Here is a 15957-nt window from a genome sequence, read left to right as displayed (position 1 = left end):
GGACTCACGCCGGCGCGGGCACCGCTGAGGACCGCGCCGCCGCCATCGGCCGGAAAGTCATCATGATCAGGAATGCGCCGAGGCCGACGGCCCAGGAGCCGACATAGAGCCACGTATAGCTCGCGAAGGTGTCGTAGATCAGGCCGCCGGCCAAGGGTCCGGTCGCCATGCCGAGGCTGCCGGCCATCGCGGTGCCGCCGATCACGGTGCCCAGCATCCGCAGCGGAAAATTCTCGCGGATCAGCACGGAATACAGCGGCATGGTGCCGGCATAGATGAAGCCGAAGATCGCCGCGACCGCATAGAACGCGGCCAGCTCGCGCACGAAGACGTAGCCGAGCGCGCCGAACGCCTGCGCCAGCAGCCCCAGCACCAGCACGCGCTTGGCGCCGAAACGGTCGCCGAGCAGGCCGAAGGCGATGCGGCCGCCCATGCCGGCGAGCCCTTCCACGCTGTAGATCGTCACCGCCGCGACCATCGGAATGCCGCAGGTGACCGCGTAGCTCACCGTGTGGATGATCGGCCCGGAATGGGTGGCGCAGCAGAAGAAATTGGTCGCGATCAGGATGATGAATTGCGGCGAGCGCAGCGCCTGCGCCAGCGACATCGGCGTCTCTCCGTTCGCGGTGGCCGCTTCGGCGTGGCCGCCTTGCAGCGCCGGTGGGCGACGTACGAAGAGCGAGACCGGGATCATGATCGCGCCGACCACGCCTGAGATGATCAGCATCGACGTCCGCCAGTCATGGTGGGAGATCAGCCAGGCCGCGAGCGGCGACATCGTCATCGGCGCCATGCCCATGCCGGCCGACACCAGCGAGACGGCGAGGCTGCGATGGGTGTCGAACCAGCCGGTGACGCAGGCCATCATCGGCGCGAAGATCGCCGCCGTCGCCGCGCCGACCAGCGCGCCGAAGAGAAGCTGAAATGCCAGCAGTGACGGTGCTTGGCTTGCGAGCGCGAGGCTTGCCGCCAGCACGACCGATCCGGTCAGCACCACCGGGAGCGGCCCGAAGCGGTCGGACAGCGTGCCCCAGATCATGCTGGTGAAGGCCATCGCGAGGAAGCCGATCGTCATCGCGCTGGAGATGCCGGTCACCGACCAGCCGGTCTCCCGCGCCATCGGCTGCAGGAACACCGGCAGCGAGAACATGCCGCCGATCGCGACGCAGCCAAGCAGGCCGCCGGCCGCGACAATCACCCAGCGATAGGTCGAATTGGTCATTCCAGAACTCCCATGCAGTGCGTTCTGGCTGAAAGACGAACGGACCGGGGTGGAACCGACAGCGGACGACCGCCCTAGCTCACTTTTTTGCGACCGTGGCGGCCTTCAAGGCTCATACGCGGCCTACCCTCAGCGGCCAGCCAAACTGCATCCGGGCTGCGGGGCGATCTCGCCGAGCGGCCGGACCTGCACTAGCTCGGTCCCTTGCGTCCTGGCGATGAACATGTTCATCGCCGCGTGGTGATCCCGGCCGAGCGTCACCGGGCCGGTCGGCGACGCAATGGTGAGGCCGGCCATCGCGTCGATGATGGCCTCCTTGTCGAGCTTGCCGGCCTTCTCGGCCGCCGCCTTGAGCGCGATCAGGGTGTTGTAGTGCGTCATCACGTAGTTCGACACCGCGACGCCCGGGTTCGCCGCGGCGCGCGCCTTGGCGACGAACGCCTTCACGGACGGATCCTCGCTCGCCGCGACCGCCGGCACGACCGTGACCATGTTCTGGCCCTTGCCGCGGAAGATGCCGAGATCGACCTCGGACAGTCCGAGGAAAGCGACCGTGATGTCCTTGAGCAACCCGGCCTCGTCGGCCTGCCGGATGAAGTCCATCCCGTCACCCTTGAGCGCGAACAGCAGCACCTTGGCCTTGCTCGCCGCGACCTCCTTGATCAGCGGTGAGAAGTCGGTCTCGGTCCCCAGCGTGTATTTCGTCCCGACCACCCTGCCGCCGAGCTGCTCGATCAAGGGCTGCGCGATGCCGAACATCTGATGCGGCCAGACGCGGTCGGCGCCGAGCAGGAAGTACGTGTTGCCAAATGTCTGCGTCATGTAGGGCAGCAGCTGGCCGAGCTCCTGGTTCGGCACCGCGCCGAACGAGAACAGATAGTGGCTGCATTTACCGCCCTCGTAATTGGTGGCGTAGAGCAGCGGCGTCTTCAAGCTCTCGGCAAGCGGCACCAGCGCATTCAGATTGCGCGATGTGATCGGACCGACCACGGCCAGCACGCCGTCCTTCTCGACCAGCGAACGCATGGCCTCGGCGGCCGACTCCGGCCGCGTCTTGTCGTCGGCATAGATCACCTCCACGGGCCGGCCGAGAATGCCGCCCGCAGCGTTGATATCCCGAGCGGCGAGATCGAGCCCGAGCCTGGCCTGCTGACCATACAGCTCAACGCCACCGGAGAACGGCAGCACCGCGCCGATACGAATGGGGCCGCCGGATTCCGCTGCGCGCAACGGCTGAAGCGCCGCGCCGCAGAACAGCAGCGTGAGTGTGATGCAGTTGATCGAGCGTGATGCCATGTGCGCCTTCCCTTCGAGCAGGATGCAACCATGCTTGCTCGATATTATCGGAGCGGCGCTGAAGAATTCGTCAAGCGCACGCCGGTTTGCGTTGCATGCGCACAGCTGCCGGCGAGCGCCGCCACTTGACATTCAGAGGTTGCAGGCGTATTTCGGCGGCCCTCGCGAACGTCATGTTCGCGAACCAATGCGAGCAAACCAATGCAACCGAAACCGCAGCACGGATACGAACAGATCCGCCGACCATCAGCCTGTCTACGGCCGATCGTCTATGCATGCCCGGTTCATGGGAGCGGTCTCGCTTAAGCGCGATCGACAATCCGTACTTCACGGACCCTCCCGAGCCAGCCGCTTCGGAGGGTTTTTTGTTGCCCACGCGCGGTCTGGTCGAACTCCGGCAAGGACAATCCCGAACGACCATGTGGAATGCACACGGTCGGTCCAGATTCAGCAGGAACCAAGACAATGCGACGACCTGATCCCTACCAGGAGCGCGCCCGCGAACTCTGCCTCGCTGCGGGCGTCGATCCGGATTCCCGCGTCGGCGAAGGCCGCGGCCAGCCGGCCTGGTGCCTGTATCGCGATGCCGCCCGCAAGGAGAAGCTTGCGCGCGAGGCCGATGCGGCCTCGGCGGAGATTGCGATGCTGCGCCCGCAGGAGGAGCGCTTCAAGAACGCGCCGCTGAAGGTGTTCGGCGAGCATGATCCGGCGACCATCAAGCAGATGCGTAACTGCATGGCGGTCGGCAACGTCGTGTCCGGCGTGATCTGCGCGGACGGCCATCTCGGCTATGCGCAGCCCGTCGGCGGCGTGATCGCCTACGAGAAGCAGATCAGCATCTCCGGCGTCGGCTTCGACATCGGCTGCGGCAACATGGCCGCGCGGCTCGACGTGCGCTTCGACGACATCCGTGCGACCGTCCCGACCATCATTCGCGACGTCGCCAAGGTGATCTCCTTCGGCATCGGCCGGAAGAACGTCGAGCAGGTCCAGCATGCGTTGTTCGACGATGGCGACGCCTGGCGCGAGAGCGACATGGAGGCATACCGGCAGAAGGCGATCGGCCAGCTCGGCACGGTCGGCTCCGGCAACCACTATGTCGACCTGATGCGGGACGAGGCCGGCTTCGTCTGGATCGGCGTTCACTTCGGAAGCCGCGGGCTCGGGCACACCAGCGCGACCCGCTACCTCAAGGCCGCCGGAGGCAAGGACGGGATGAACGTTCCGCCCGCCATCGTCGACGAGGATTCCGAACTCGGGCGCCGCTACATCGCCGCGATGCAGCTCGCCGGGCGCTATTCCTATGCGGGCCGCGAGTGGGTCGTGGATCGTGTCCGCCAGATCATCGGCGGCAAGGTCACCGATTCCGTGCACAACCACCACAACTATGCCTGGCGGGAAACGCATGACGGCAAGGATTTGTGGGTGGTGCGCAAGGGCGCGACGCCGGCCTTCCCCGGCCAGCGGGGCTTTGTCGGCGGATCGATGGGCGATGATGCCGTCATTCTCGAGGGCGTCGATAGTCCGGAGGCGAAGGCCTCGCTCTACTCGACGGTGCACGGCGCCGGGCGGCTGTTCGGCCGCAACGAGGCCAAGCGCCGCTTCACGCGCGAGGAGATGGACCGCTGGCTCAACGAGCGCGGCGTCACGCTGGTTGGCGCCGATCTCGATGAAAGCCCGATGGCCTATCGGCGCCTGCCGGAGGTGCTTGCCCGGCATGCCGGAACGGTGAAGGTGCTGCACACGCTGCGGCCGTTTGCCGTGGCGATGGCAGGCGAAGGCGAGTTCGATCCGTTCAAGGACTAAAGCGAGGCGTACGCGCCTCGCTCGGGTGCGGTGGCGAAATGGGAACGCTGCGGTCTGCAAAACCGCCATGAGCCGGTTCGATTCCGGCCCGCACCTCCAGCAATATTGCCTGCGCTCGCCCCGAGCGCTAACCTGATCGCGCCCGTCGAACTATCTCCGGGCAATCCCCCAGACATGAAAGTGCCGTCCGGCGATCCGCGACCGCGGGACGCCACTCCGCGTTCTCCGTTGCAAGGAAAGGACCCTCTCTTGAACAGCCGCTTCGTCCTGATCTCCGGCTGCTCCGGCGGCGGAAAATCGACACTGCTCGCGGAACTGCGTGGCCGCGGCTATACCGTCGTCGAAGAGCCCGGCCGCCGCATCATCGCCGATGAGCTCGCATCCGGCGGCAACGCCCTGCCCTGGGTCGATCCGGCGGCCTTCCTGCGCCGCGCCATTGACGTCGCGATGAAGGATATGGCGATGGCCGAGGCCCATTCCGGTTGGGTGTTCTTCGATCGCGGCCTCGTCGACGCCGCGTCGGCGCTGGAGGCTTTAACGGGCGAGCCGGTGCTGCGCCCGATCTGCTCCGACCATCGCTACCACGTGCGCGTGTTCATGACGCCGCCGTGGCCGGAGATCTACGTCACCGATGCTGAGCGACGGCACGACTTCGAGGCGGCGATGGCGGAGTATCAGCGGCTGATGGAGGCGTTTCCCACGCTCGGCTACGACGTCATCAGCCTGCCGAAGATAGCGCCGTCCAAGCGCTCAGATTTCGTGCCAGCGACGCTTGGCGGCAACCCGGCATCGATAGTCTGATCAGACCGTCGCCCCGCGGCTTTGTCGGCTAGTCTAGCGGCACGCTTGCCAGCTCAGAACGACGTCCCGCCGCCGAACCTGAACTCTTGCACGATGTCGTACTTGCCCTTGGTGATCGGCACCGCGTAGTCGAAGCGCAGCGGCCCGAACGGCGACGCCCAGATCAGACCGACGCCCACCGAGGTTCGCACCACGTTTTGGTCATCGTATTGCAAGCCGCAGGTCGGGCACGCCGGCGTGTTGACCTCGCCGGTCGCGGTCCACGACGTCGGTCCTTCGTACCCCCAGAGCGAGCCGGCATCGGCGTAGACCGCCCCCTTCAGCCCAACCTCCGAAGGCAGGAACCAGAACGGCATCTGCAGCTCCATCGACGCACCCCAATATTTGGTGCCGCCGAGCGCATCGCCGACCGCCCCGAAGCTCGCGTAAGTGATGTCACGCGGCCCGATGCCGTTGGTGGCAAAGCCGCGCACGAGGTTCGGTCCCATCTGGAAATGATCCAGCATGCGCAGATCATTGTCGCCGACCTTGGTGAGCACGCCGCCCTGCAAATGGATCAGTCCGACGAGGTCGGACACCAGCGGCGTATAGTATTTCGCGTCGACCGCGCTTTTCAGATACGTCACGTCACCGCCGACGCCAGCGAAATCTTGCTTGAAGTCGATCAGCAGGCCGTCGGTCGGGTTCTTGTTGTTGTCGAGGGTGTTGTACGTCAGCGTATAGCCGATCGCCGAGGTCCAGGTCGCGCCCGCAGCGAGCTCCTTGCGCACCGGCAAGGTGGATTCGCCGTCGCCGTAGCAACCATATCCATAGAGCCCTGATGAGACCGAGTTGGTCGGATCGACGCCGCCGAGCACATCCTTGATGTAAGCAGGCGTCGGGTTGAACGCGAGCGAGGTGTTGGAGGCGTTGTTGTTGCAGTTGTTATAGGCGCTATCGAGCGAGATTTCCTGCTGATAGAGCGAATAGCGCAACTGGAGCGTCAAATCCTCGCGCAAGGCGAGACCCAGCCGTGGCGCGAACCCGATCGTCTTCACGCCATAGGTCGTGTAATCGGTCGGCAGCTGCTCCTTGTAATACGCATCGAGCCCGAGCGCGACGCGGTAGTCGAGCAGATACGGCTCGACAAAGGACAGCGACAGCCCACGCGAGTACTGGCCGTAGCTGACGGTTGCCTTCGCGAACAGGCCGCGGCCGAGCAGGTTGCGTTCGGAGACGCTGACCTCGGCGAGCGCGCCGTCGGTCGTAGAGTAACCGCCCGAGACCGAGAAGTCGCCGGTCGACTTCTCCTCCAGATCGACGATCAGGACCACGCGATCGCTCGATGAGCCGGGCTCGGTGGTGATCTTGACCGTCTTGAAGTAGTCCAGATTCTTCAGCCGCCGCTCGGCACGATCGACCAGCGCACGGTTATACGCATCGCCTTCGGAGAGATCGAACTCGCGCCGGATCACGTAGTCGCGGGTACGGCCGTTGCCGCGGATGTCGATCCGCTCGATATAGGTGCGCCGCCCCTCCTCCACGCGGAACATGATTCCCACGGTGTGCGCCTCGAAGTTCCGGTCGCCGTCCGGACGGACCACCGCGAACGCGTAGCCGCGGCGCGACGCTTCGATCTGCATGTCCTCGACCGACTTCTCGATCGCCTCGACATTGTAGAGCGAGCCCTCGCTGACCCGCGAAAGCGAGCGCAGGATACTTGGATCGAAGCCTGCAACGGTCGAGCGGAAGCTCACCGTCGCAACGCGGTACTGCTGTCCCTCATCGATCTTGAAGGTGACCTGAAAGCCCTTGCTCTCGCGGTCGTACTCGGCGAGCGCGGCCACCACCTGCACGTCGGCGTAGCCATGCTTGAGGTAGAAGCGGCGGATCAGATCACGGTCGGCCTCGACGCGATCGGGGTCATAGATGTTGGCGCTGCCGAGGAAGCTCAGGAAGTTCGTCTCATGGGTCTTGATCACATCCTTAAGGCGCGCGGCCGTGAAGCTGTTGTTCCCGATGAACTCGATGGTCTTGATGCCGGTCTTGGCGCCCTCGTCGACGGTGAAGACGAGGTCGACGCGGTTGTTCGAGCGTTCGATGATCTCGGGCGTGACGCGCACGTCGTAGCGGCCGGAGTGGCGGTAGATCTCGGCGATCCGCAGCGCATCCGACTGCACCATCGGCCGCGACAGCGTGCCTCGCGGCTTGGATTGCACCTCGGCCGAGAGCTGCTCGTCCTTGACCTTCTTGTTGCCCTCGAACGCGACGCGGTCGATCACCGGGTTCTCGACGACCGAGACGACGATCCGTCCGCCGGCGTGATTGATCTTGACGTCCTGGAACAACCCGGTCCCGACCAGCTCCTTCAGCCCGTCATCGATCGCAGCCTGATCGAGATGACCGCCCGGCCCCGGCCTGAAATAGGAGCGGATGGTCTCCGCCTCGACCCGCCGGTTGCCCGCGATCGCGATCGCATCGACCGATTGGGCCGCCGCCGGTGCCAACAACAGCCAAGTCACTGACCAAGTCACTGGCCAAGTCACTGGCCGGTTCACCGACGTCGCCGGGATCGAAAATCCCGTCAGCGCAAGCGCCGCGACAAAGCTCAGCCACATCTTCATTCCACACCTCGCGAACCAGTCGCCCGTTGTGGCGGGATGGTGATGGCTGCGGTGTGGCTGCGGGATTGCGGGATTATTTCCAGTGATTGGGGACTGTGAGCGCTGTACGACGCGGCCGCCGTCCCGGTTTGTTTCCGGCCGCGCCCGCCGCTTACAGTTCAGAAACACTATGCTGACGAAAAGGCGCAATGCCGCCCACAAGCGATGCGCATGCTGGTCGATTGGTGGCTAAGCCAGCGCGCTGCAATGCGCGCAAAATGACCTGATGACGAGGCCCAGTCGCAAACCATGCTTGCACATACCCCGAAGATCCTGGTCGTCGAGGACGATCTGCCGACCAGAGACTTGATTGCCCGTTACCTGCGCGACCAATCGTGTCTGGTGGCCACCGCCTCGAACGGCAAGGAAATGGATCGTTACCTTGCCGGACACTCACTTGATCTCATCGTGCTCGACCTGATGCTGCCGGGAGAGGATGGATTGACCTTGTGCCGCCGCCTTCGCAGCGACTCGACGATTCCCATCATCATGCTCACGGCAAAGGGCGAGGACCTCGACCGGATCCTCGGGCTCGAGATGGGAGCGGATGACTATCTCGCCAAACCCTTCAATCCGCGCGAGCTGCTGGCGCGGATCAATGCGGTGCTGCGCCGCCAGACCCAGGCCGGTCTTGCCGGACGCTCCGGCCAGAGCGCCGCGCGCCTGCGCTTCCAGGATTGGACCATCGATCTTCGCCTGCGCGAGCTGCGCGATCCCGACGGCGCCCAGGTCCCGCTGACCAGCGCAGAGTTCGACCTGCTGCAGGCCTTCTGCGAGCGGCCCGGCCGGATCCTGACGCGGGACGGCCTCCTGACCATGACGCGCAGCCGGCCTGCCAGCCCGTTCGGGCGCAGCATCGACGTGCTCGTCAGCCGGCTTCGCCGCAAGCTCGATACCGGCGAAGGACCGTCGGTGATCAGGACGGTGCGGACCGGCGGCTACATCTTCACGCCGCATGTGGAGGATGCATGAGCTGGACCCGCAGGATTGCCGCGCTCTTCAGCTTCCGGCGGATCAGCGGCCAGATCGGCGCGCTGATCCTGTTGTCGCTGGTGCTGATCCACGCGCTGATCGGGCTTTATTTCACCAGCCAGAAACCGAAGTCGTTCGCGGACAGGCCGATCCATCAGTTCCAGCTGGTTGCGAAGCTTCTGGCCGAGACCCCTGCGGCCGAGCGCGCAACGCTGTTGCAGGCCGCCGACCGGGCGTTTCCCCGGCTGCATTTCGCACTGCGCGACGCAGGTCCGGGCGCATCCGGCGATGCGTCGTCCGGAGCATCAAGTGTCGACGATGTCGATCTGGAGTTTTCCACGAAGACCGCGCCGGCGGTGGTTCGCTTGCCGGATGGCGCCCTGCTCGAAGCGACCATCGGCCCGGCAAAGATCCCGCCGTTCTTCGGCGCCTTCTGGCTCAGCACATTCCTGTTCCTGTTCGTGAGCGTCACGCTGCTCGGCGTGTGGGCCGGCCGCGTGCTCAGTGCTCCGCTCTCCGCCTTTGCCCGCGCCGCCGAGAATTTCAGCATCAGCCAGGCGGCCGCTCCGCTTGCCGAGACCGGGCCGGAGGAGATCCGCGCCGCCGCGGTCGCACTCAACCGGATGCGCGAACGCATCACCACGCTGATGAACGACCGCACGCGGATGCTCGCCGCCATCAGTCACGATTTGCGAACGCCGATCACCCGGCTGCGGCTCAGATCCGAATACATCGAGAACGATGCCCAGCGCGCGGAGACCCTGCACGACCTCGACCAGATGCAGGCCATGCTGGAATCGGTGCTGTCATTCCTGAGCGGCGGCAGCGCGGCGAAGCCGACGCTTGTGAACGTAGCCGCCCTGCTGCAGACGATAGCCGAGCAGTTCTCCGATTGCGGCCATGTCGTGCGCTACCACGGCCCGCTCAGGGCTTCGCTCTTGATCCGCCCCAGCGATATCAGCCCGACCGTGACCAACCTGGTGGAGAATGCCCTGCGGTTCGGCAGCGAGATCGATATCCGGCTGACCGCATCCGCCGATCAAGCCACCATCGACGTATCGGACGACGGCCCGGGGATTCCGGAGCACCGCCGGGCCGAGATGTTGAAGCCTTTCGTCCGCGGCGACGAGGCCCGCACCATGGACGAGAAAAGCGGATTCGGACTCGGCCTGTCGATCGCTCAGGCCATGGTATGCGGCCATGGCGGCGAGTTGTCCCTGCACGACAATGTACCGCACGGCCTGCTTGTCCGGATCAAATTGCCAGGGGCCGTGCATCTTGGATCGGATCGAAGCGGAGCAAGCCCCTTTCGTCCCGCACTTCCGGAGCTCGTGTCCGGCTAGATCGAACTCAGGATCGCTTGCCCCTACCGCCAGGCTTCTTCTCCTCGGTCGGCGACCCCTTGAGCTCCTCCGGCGTGACGCGGCAGTCGCCGTTCTTGTCGTTCTGCAGGATGAATACGTTCGGCTTCTCGACGAACTCTCGGCGGGTAATCTTGCCATCCTGGTTCTCGTCGAAATAGCCGAAATCCGCATCGGCGAGCGCGCTGCCGGCACGGCGAACTCCCTCGAACTCCGGCGGTGTAAGATTTCCGTCGTGATTGCGATCGGCGCGATCGAACAGCCGCCCGAGATAGGCCTTCCATTCGTCGCAGGTGTAGACGCCATCATGGTTGGCGTCCCAAATCTCGGCCGCGACCGCCGGCGAACGATCGCCGCCCGCGCGCGGCGAAGGCTGCGCCCGATCCGGTGAGACCGGTTGCGCTACGGCAAGCGGCACCGCCGTACAAATCAGACTTGTCGTCGCGATTACCCCGCAGACGAATGGCAACTTCCTGCGCAAGTCGAACTCTCCTCCGCGTCTTCCAAAGGCGGAGCGGAGTTGCCGATTGCGCCGTGGCGAAAGTGCGGAAGCATGCACTAAGGATACAGCCCGTTACAATTTGGTTCGGCGCACGTCGTGCACCGACGTGCCGCTGCCGCAGCATCAACCCTTCTTCGAATCGCCGCGCGTGTGCTGCAGCAGATTGTCGCGCAGCCTGACCACGCTTTTCTGCACGATCGGAAATTCCTCGCCGAGCCCGGTGGCGTCGACCAGCGACGCGTTGATCTCCTTGTCGAGCAAGCGCCGCCCCGCCGCCGTCAGGCTCACCCGCACCTGCCGCTCATCGGCGGGATCGCGGACGCGGCTGATATAGCCGCTCTGCTCCAGCTTCTTGAGGATCGGCGTCAGCGTGTTGGATTCCAGGAACAGCTTCTCGCCGAGCGCGCTCACGGTCTGCTCGTCGGCCTCCGACAGCGCGATCATGGCAATGTACTGGGTGTAGGTCAGGCCGACCGCGTCGAGGATCGGCTTATAGGCGCGGCCAAAGGCCAGATTGGCCGAATAGACCGCAAAGCACAGAAAATTCGACAGTTTTCGGCCTTTGGTCTCGGCCTTGGCGGTGCGGGTCACGGACGTCTCCGGAGTTTGTGAAGTCCCGCCCAATATAAATCGCATCCGATTAAATCGGAAGAGCTTGACACGGCCCAATGCGAGATCTATTTCAACACGCATGCGATTAGATCGGACACGATCTATATAACCAAAGGAGCTCGCCATGACCGCCAATGCAAAGGTTCTCGTCACCGGAAAGACCCACGTCACCGCCGGCCCGAACGGCGCCGCTCGCTCGCGCGACGGCTTCCTCGACGTCAAGCTGCCGCAGCCGCACCCGGCTGCCGAAAACCTGTTCGCCGCCGCCTGGTCGGCCTGCTACATCGGCGCGATCCAGCTCGCCGCCGGACAGCGCAAAGTCAAGCTCGCGAGCGAGCCCGAGGTCGACGCCGAGATCGATCTGAACCAGGCCGGCAGCGCCTTCTTCCTGAGCGCGCGCCTCAACGTCCACGTTCCCGGCGTCGAGCGCGAAGTTGCCCAGCAGCTGATCGAAGCCGCGCACGGCATCTGCCCCTACTCCAAGGCGGTTCACGGCAACATCGACGTCACCACCACGCTTGTTTGAGACCATCGCATGACGACCTCCGACGCGGGCCGGCCGCTTGCCGGTTCGCGGTCGGACAAAGTCCAGACGACAACCCGGGAGTTCAAAATGACCGGCAAGCTGATGACGGCGACGCGCCTGCTCGCAAGAGCGGCCCTGATCGCCGGAAGTTTCCTGACGATCCCGACGGCCCAGGCGCAGCAGCCGGCCGGCATCGCGCGAACCGACCTGCAGCGCCATGACCTCAGCGCGCCCGGACGTGAAGCCGTCCAGGTGCGTGTCGACGTCGCGCCCGGCAAGGCCTTCGGCCGCCATATGCATCCCGGCGAAGAGATCATCTATGTGCTCGCCGGGACGCTCGAATACGATGTCGACGGCAGAGCGCCGGCAACGCTGAAGGCGGGCGACGTGCTGTTCATCCCCGCAGGCACGATCCATGCGGCAAGGAACGTCGGCAATGTCACCGCCAGCGAGCTTGCGACCTATATCGTCGAGAAAGACAAGCCGCTGCTGACCCTCGTGAAGTGACCGATGCCGCCTGCCCGCCCCTGTCCCGGGGCGGGCGCGACGACATCAGGTTCACTTGGTGCATTGAACTTCGGCCTGCCGCACCGGTCGCGCGTTGAAGATCAGGAAGCTGACCGCGGCCATGATCCAGACGCCGATGCCGCCATAGAGCATCACCCAGCCAAAGCCGCTCGCCAGCGCCTGATGCACGACGGGGCCGGTCAGCTCCGGCGCCGATGCGGCATCGCCGGAAGCGATCCGTTCCGCGAGGCTGCGAAGCTGCGCGCCGTCCAGCGCGGGCAGCACGGCCTTCAGATGCGCCAGCACCCCGCTCGCCAGGATGAAGCCCATCAAGGCAATGTTGACCGACAGCGAGACCATCCGCGCGCTCATGTCGATGCCGGAGGCCATGCCGGCGCGGTCACTCGAGACCGAGCCGGTCGTCGTATTGGTGACCGGCGTGTTGGTAATGCCGAGGCCAATTCCAGCGATCAGGCAGCCCGGCAGCATCGTCAACCAGTCGGGCTGTGCTGTGGCGCTGCCGAACTTCATCAGCATGAATCCGACGCCGATGGTGAACAGTCCCGCCGGAATGATCAGGCCCGGCTGGTAGCGCAGCGACAGACGCTCGGCGAAGGGCGGCATCACCAGCGTCGGCAGCGTGTAGGCGAGCAACGCAAGACCGGCGGTCACGCTGTCATAGCCAAGGCCGGCGTGAAACCAGATCGGCAGATAGATCATGAACGGCCAGTAGCTGAGGTTCATCGCGGCCGAACCGACGATCGAGCCGGAGAAAGCCGGGATCCGAAACACCGAGAAGTCGAACATCGGTCGCCGGCTGATTCTCTCGGCAACGAGGAACGCGATGAAGCTCAGCACGGAGACGCCGAGGATCGCGAGCCCCTTCGGGCTGACGAAGCCGAGATCCGGCCCCTGCGTGATGTAGAAAGCGAGGCAGAACACCGCGAGCGACATCGTCACGATGCCGGCGACGTCGAGGCTGCTCGCCTTCGGGTCCTTCGATTCATGCACGCCGCCGATCGTGAGCACGAACGCAACCGCTGCGAACAGCACGTGGACCAGGAACACCCATTCCCAGCTCAGCAGCGCCACCACGGCACCGCCGATGATCGGCCCGAAGCCGAGGCCGATGCCGAAGATCACGCCCCACCAGCCCCAGGCGACGGCGCGCAGCCGGCCGCCCTGGAATTCGTGCGACAGCACGGCGATCTGGCAGATCAACAGCGCGCCGCCGCTCAGCCCCTGCAGCAACCGGGCGATAATCAGCATTTCGACGCTCGAGGCGACGCCGCAGATCAGCGAGGTGATGCCGAACGCTGCGATCGCGACCAGGAAGATGCGCTTGCGCCCATAGCGGTCCGCGACCGTCCCGATCGCCATCAGCACTGTGGTCACCGCGATCGTGTAGGCGTTCATGATCCATTGCAGCGCCTTGAAATCGGCATGCAGCACCCGCTCCAGCGTCGGCAGGATCGCCGGAATGCTGGATATCTCCAATCCGAACATCAGGCAGGCAAGGCATACGGCGGACAACACGACGGCGCCGCGGCGACTCAGTTCAGAGGACATGATCAGGCCTTTTGTTGTGGCAAGCCAACGGCATACCGCACGCTGTTGCCAAGGTGCTGGCAGCAGCGTCGGTCGATCGACTCACGATGTATTGAGGCAGCAGCGGCAGGAATCGGGTGGCCACGGCGCTTCACAGCAGAAAGCTAGTCACGGCTTGAGCATTGGTGAATTGGATGACTAGATATTTCAGAGACAACAATTCCGGATGACTGACATGACCACGCTCGACATCGATGCCGTGAAGACCTTCGTGACCATCGCCGACCTCAGGAGTTTTACGCGCGCGGCCGAAGCGCTCGGCACCACGCAGGGCGCGATCAGCGTCAAGCTGAAGCGGCTCGAGAGCCAGGTCGGCCACAGGCTGATCGAGCGCACACCGCGCCTGGTGCGCCTGTCGGCACAGGGCGCCGCCTTCCTCGCGCCCGCGCGCGACCTGCTCGCGGCACATGATCGCGCCGTCGCAGGGCTGTTGCCCGCGCGACCACGACGCTTCTCGCTCGGCATTGCCACCCATGTCGGAGGCGCCGAGGTGCCAACCCTGCTGACGCGGCTCCACGCACACGATCCGGCGCTCACCATCGAGGTCCGGCTCGATGACTCCCGCGATCTCCTCACCGCCTTCGATCGCGGCGACATCGATGCTGCCATCATCCGCCGCGAGGACGACGGCCGCGACGGCGAGATGCTGACGACGGACCATTATGGCTGGTTCGCGACGCCGGACTTTGTCCGTCGCGCGGGCGAGCCGCTGCGCCTGGCCGCCTCCTCGCCATCCTGCGGCGTGCTCAACATTGCCACCCGCGCGCTCGTGGCGGCCGGTATCCCGTGGACGGAAAGCTTCCTCGGCTGCGGATCCTTTGCGGTCGCCGATGCGGTGGCCGCCGGCCTTGCCACGTCGGTGTTCTCCTGCCGGCTTGCGCCTGCCGGAACAATCGAGGTCAGCCGGCGGTTCGGCCTGCCTGCCCTTCCGCCCTCCGAGATCGTGCTGCTGTCCGCGCTCTCGGATACGCGATCCCGCGCCACACTGAAGACGATCGTCAGCGCATTTCGCGAACATCATCGTCTGCCTGCGGATCGCACGGTACCGACCATCCCGGCTGAAGTTCTCGAGATGTGAGCGGCCCGCGCGCCTGCCGGCTATCGCCGCACGCGGCCGGCCCGCTTTCCCTCGAACAGCGCCCGCTCCGATGCGAGCGCCTTGGCCAGAAAATCGAGCGTGGCACGGATGCGCGCGGTGCGCTTGAGATCGTCATGCGTCAACAGCCACAGCGCCGATCGCGGCTCGGCGAGCGTCTTCGGCATCAGCCGGCGCAGCGCGGGCGCGAGATCGCCGACATAGCAGGGAAGCAACGCAAGCCCCAGGCCCGCGGCCGCAGCATCGCACAGCGCCGGAAGCGCATCGACGCGGCAGGCGAAGCGCGCCGAGCGCAGGTTCTCGCGCATCCAGCCGGCGATGACGGTTCCCGCCAGCGCATCGTCGAGCCCGATCCAGTCATGCGCCGACAGATCCTTGTCGTCATATCGGGCGAGATAGGCCCGCGATCCGTAGACCGCATGGGCAATATCGGCCACGCGCCGCCCGACCAGCAGTTCGGACGGTGCCGGCGTCGGCCGGATCGCGATCTCGGCCTCGCGGCGGGTCAGGTTCGCCATCACGTTGGAGATGATGATTTCCGGCTGGATCTCCGGATGCGCAGCGCGCATCGCGGGCAGATGCCGCATCAGCACCGCGCCGAGCGTGTCGGTCGTCGTGATCCGGACCGGGCCTGACGGCCTCAAGTCCTGTCCCGCCAGCCTGCGCTCGAGTGCGAGCACTTCGTCCTCGAGCCGCGCCGCCGACGCCGCCGCGGTCTCGCCGGCTGGTGTCGGCGCGTAGCCATCGCGGAAGCGCTCGAACAGCCGCGTTCCGATCGTGGCTTCGATCGTGCCCAAGCGACGAAACACCGTCGAATGCGTGACGCCCAGTCTGCGCGCCGCCCCGGAGAGGCTGCCTTCCCGCGCGACCGCGAGGACGAGGCGAAGATCATTCCAGTCGAGCGGGCTGTTCATTTTTGCAAACTCGGTTCGCAGAACTGGCTAATACCTTATCACAAACGGACAGGCCATCTTCCCGAAAAGTTCGACCGGTCGGCGCAGTTCGT

At 65.2% G+C, this 15957-nt stretch carries 14 protein-coding genes and 1 tRNA gene; 8 read left to right on the top strand and 7 right to left on the bottom strand.

The genetic code is table 11. The features are described from left to right. Window positions 1–4: 4 nt before the first annotated feature. Both ACVIGA_RS39010 and ACVIGA_RS39005 read right to left on the bottom strand, forming a co-directional pair. Window positions 5–1222 (bottom strand): MFS transporter, encoded by a 1218-nt coding sequence (locus tag ACVIGA_RS39010; RefSeq protein ID WP_456670215.1) that lies wholly within the window; start codon window positions 1220–1222, stop codon window positions 5–7. Between the two features lie 129 nt (window positions 1223–1351). Beyond that, window positions 1352–2518, bottom strand: a complete 1167-nt coding sequence (locus ACVIGA_RS39005; protein WP_456670214.1) for a substrate-binding protein — start codon at window positions 2516–2518, stop codon at window positions 1352–1354. A gap of 465 nt (window positions 2519–2983) precedes the next feature. Between ACVIGA_RS39005 and ACVIGA_RS39000 the strand changes: the two genes are divergently transcribed. The 3 genes from ACVIGA_RS39000 (at window position 2984) to ACVIGA_RS38990 (ending at window position 5125) form a co-directional block, all read left to right on the top strand. Continuing rightward, window positions 2984–4324, top strand: a complete 1341-nt coding sequence (locus ACVIGA_RS39000) for an RtcB family protein (protein WP_456670213.1) — start codon at window positions 2984–2986, stop codon at window positions 4322–4324. A 24-nt stretch (window positions 4325–4348) separates the two neighbouring features. Further along, window positions 4349–4423, top strand: a tRNA-Cys gene (locus tag ACVIGA_RS38995). Between the two features lie 150 nt (window positions 4424–4573). Then, window positions 4574–5125 (top strand): AAA family ATPase, encoded by a 552-nt coding sequence (locus ACVIGA_RS38990; protein ID WP_456670212.1) that lies wholly within the window; start codon window positions 4574–4576, stop codon window positions 5123–5125. A 53-nt stretch (window positions 5126–5178) separates the two neighbouring features. Here the strand turns inward: ACVIGA_RS38990 and bamA are convergent, their stop codons facing one another. After that, the gene (bamA, locus tag ACVIGA_RS38985) at window positions 5179–7728 is read right to left on the bottom strand and encodes an outer membrane protein assembly factor BamA (RefSeq protein WP_456670211.1); all 2550 of its coding nucleotides are present in this window, start codon (window positions 7726–7728) and stop codon (window positions 5179–5181) included. A 288-nt stretch (window positions 7729–8016) separates the two neighbouring features. On the opposite strand from bamA, the gene ACVIGA_RS38980 reads away from it, so the two are divergent. Together ACVIGA_RS38980 and ACVIGA_RS38975 are read left to right on the top strand one after the other, a co-directional pair. Further along, on the top strand, window positions 8017–8739 hold the full coding sequence (locus tag ACVIGA_RS38980) for a response regulator (RefSeq protein WP_456670210.1): 723 nt from the start codon (window positions 8017–8019) through the stop codon (window positions 8737–8739). Next, the gene (locus ACVIGA_RS38975; protein ID WP_456670209.1) at window positions 8736–10082 is read left to right on the top strand and encodes an ATP-binding protein; all 1347 of its coding nucleotides are present in this window, start codon (window positions 8736–8738) and stop codon (window positions 10080–10082) included. The genes ACVIGA_RS38980 and ACVIGA_RS38975 overlap by 4 nt, the downstream gene beginning before the upstream one ends. A gap of 7 nt (window positions 10083–10089) precedes the next feature. On the opposite strand, the gene ACVIGA_RS38970 is transcribed toward ACVIGA_RS38975, so the two are convergent. Next, a complete protein-coding gene (locus ACVIGA_RS38970; protein WP_456670208.1) occupies window positions 10090–10581 on the bottom strand; it encodes an EF-hand domain-containing protein in 492 nt (163 codons plus the stop codon). Between the two features lie 144 nt (window positions 10582–10725). Continuing rightward, complete coding sequence (locus ACVIGA_RS38965) at window positions 10726–11238, bottom strand: MarR family winged helix-turn-helix transcriptional regulator (protein WP_456670207.1); 513 nt, start codon at window positions 11236–11238, stop codon at window positions 10726–10728. Between the two features lie 100 nt (window positions 11239–11338). On the opposite strand from ACVIGA_RS38965, the gene ACVIGA_RS38960 reads away from it, so the two are divergent. Continuing rightward, entirely contained in the window at window positions 11339–11740 is a 402-nt protein-coding gene (locus ACVIGA_RS38960) for an Ohr family peroxiredoxin (protein WP_431017304.1), read from the top strand. Window positions 11741–11842: 102 nt separating this feature from the next. Continuing rightward, entirely contained in the window at window positions 11843–12247 is a 405-nt protein-coding gene (locus ACVIGA_RS38955; RefSeq protein ID WP_456670984.1) for a cupin domain-containing protein, read from the top strand. A gap of 51 nt (window positions 12248–12298) precedes the next feature. On the opposite strand, the gene ACVIGA_RS38950 is transcribed toward ACVIGA_RS38955, so the two are convergent. Further along, on the bottom strand, window positions 12299–13816 hold the full coding sequence (locus ACVIGA_RS38950) for an MFS transporter (protein WP_456670206.1): 1518 nt from the start codon (window positions 13814–13816) through the stop codon (window positions 12299–12301). Window positions 13817–14030: 214 nt separating this feature from the next. On the opposite strand from ACVIGA_RS38950, the gene ACVIGA_RS38945 reads away from it, so the two are divergent. Next, a complete protein-coding gene (locus ACVIGA_RS38945; protein ID WP_456670205.1) occupies window positions 14031–14933 on the top strand; it encodes a LysR family transcriptional regulator in 903 nt (300 codons plus the stop codon). Window positions 14934–14953: 20 nt separating this feature from the next. Here ACVIGA_RS38945 and ACVIGA_RS38940 read toward each other — a convergent pair whose 3' ends face one another. Beyond that, window positions 14954–15865 (bottom strand): LysR family transcriptional regulator, encoded by a 912-nt coding sequence (locus ACVIGA_RS38940; RefSeq protein WP_456670204.1) that lies wholly within the window; start codon window positions 15863–15865, stop codon window positions 14954–14956. Between the last annotated feature and the right edge of the window lie 92 nt (window positions 15866–15957).

Source organism: Bradyrhizobium sp. USDA 3240, from assembly GCF_054063295.1.
This window is presented reverse-complemented; position numbering and strand designations above follow the sequence as displayed.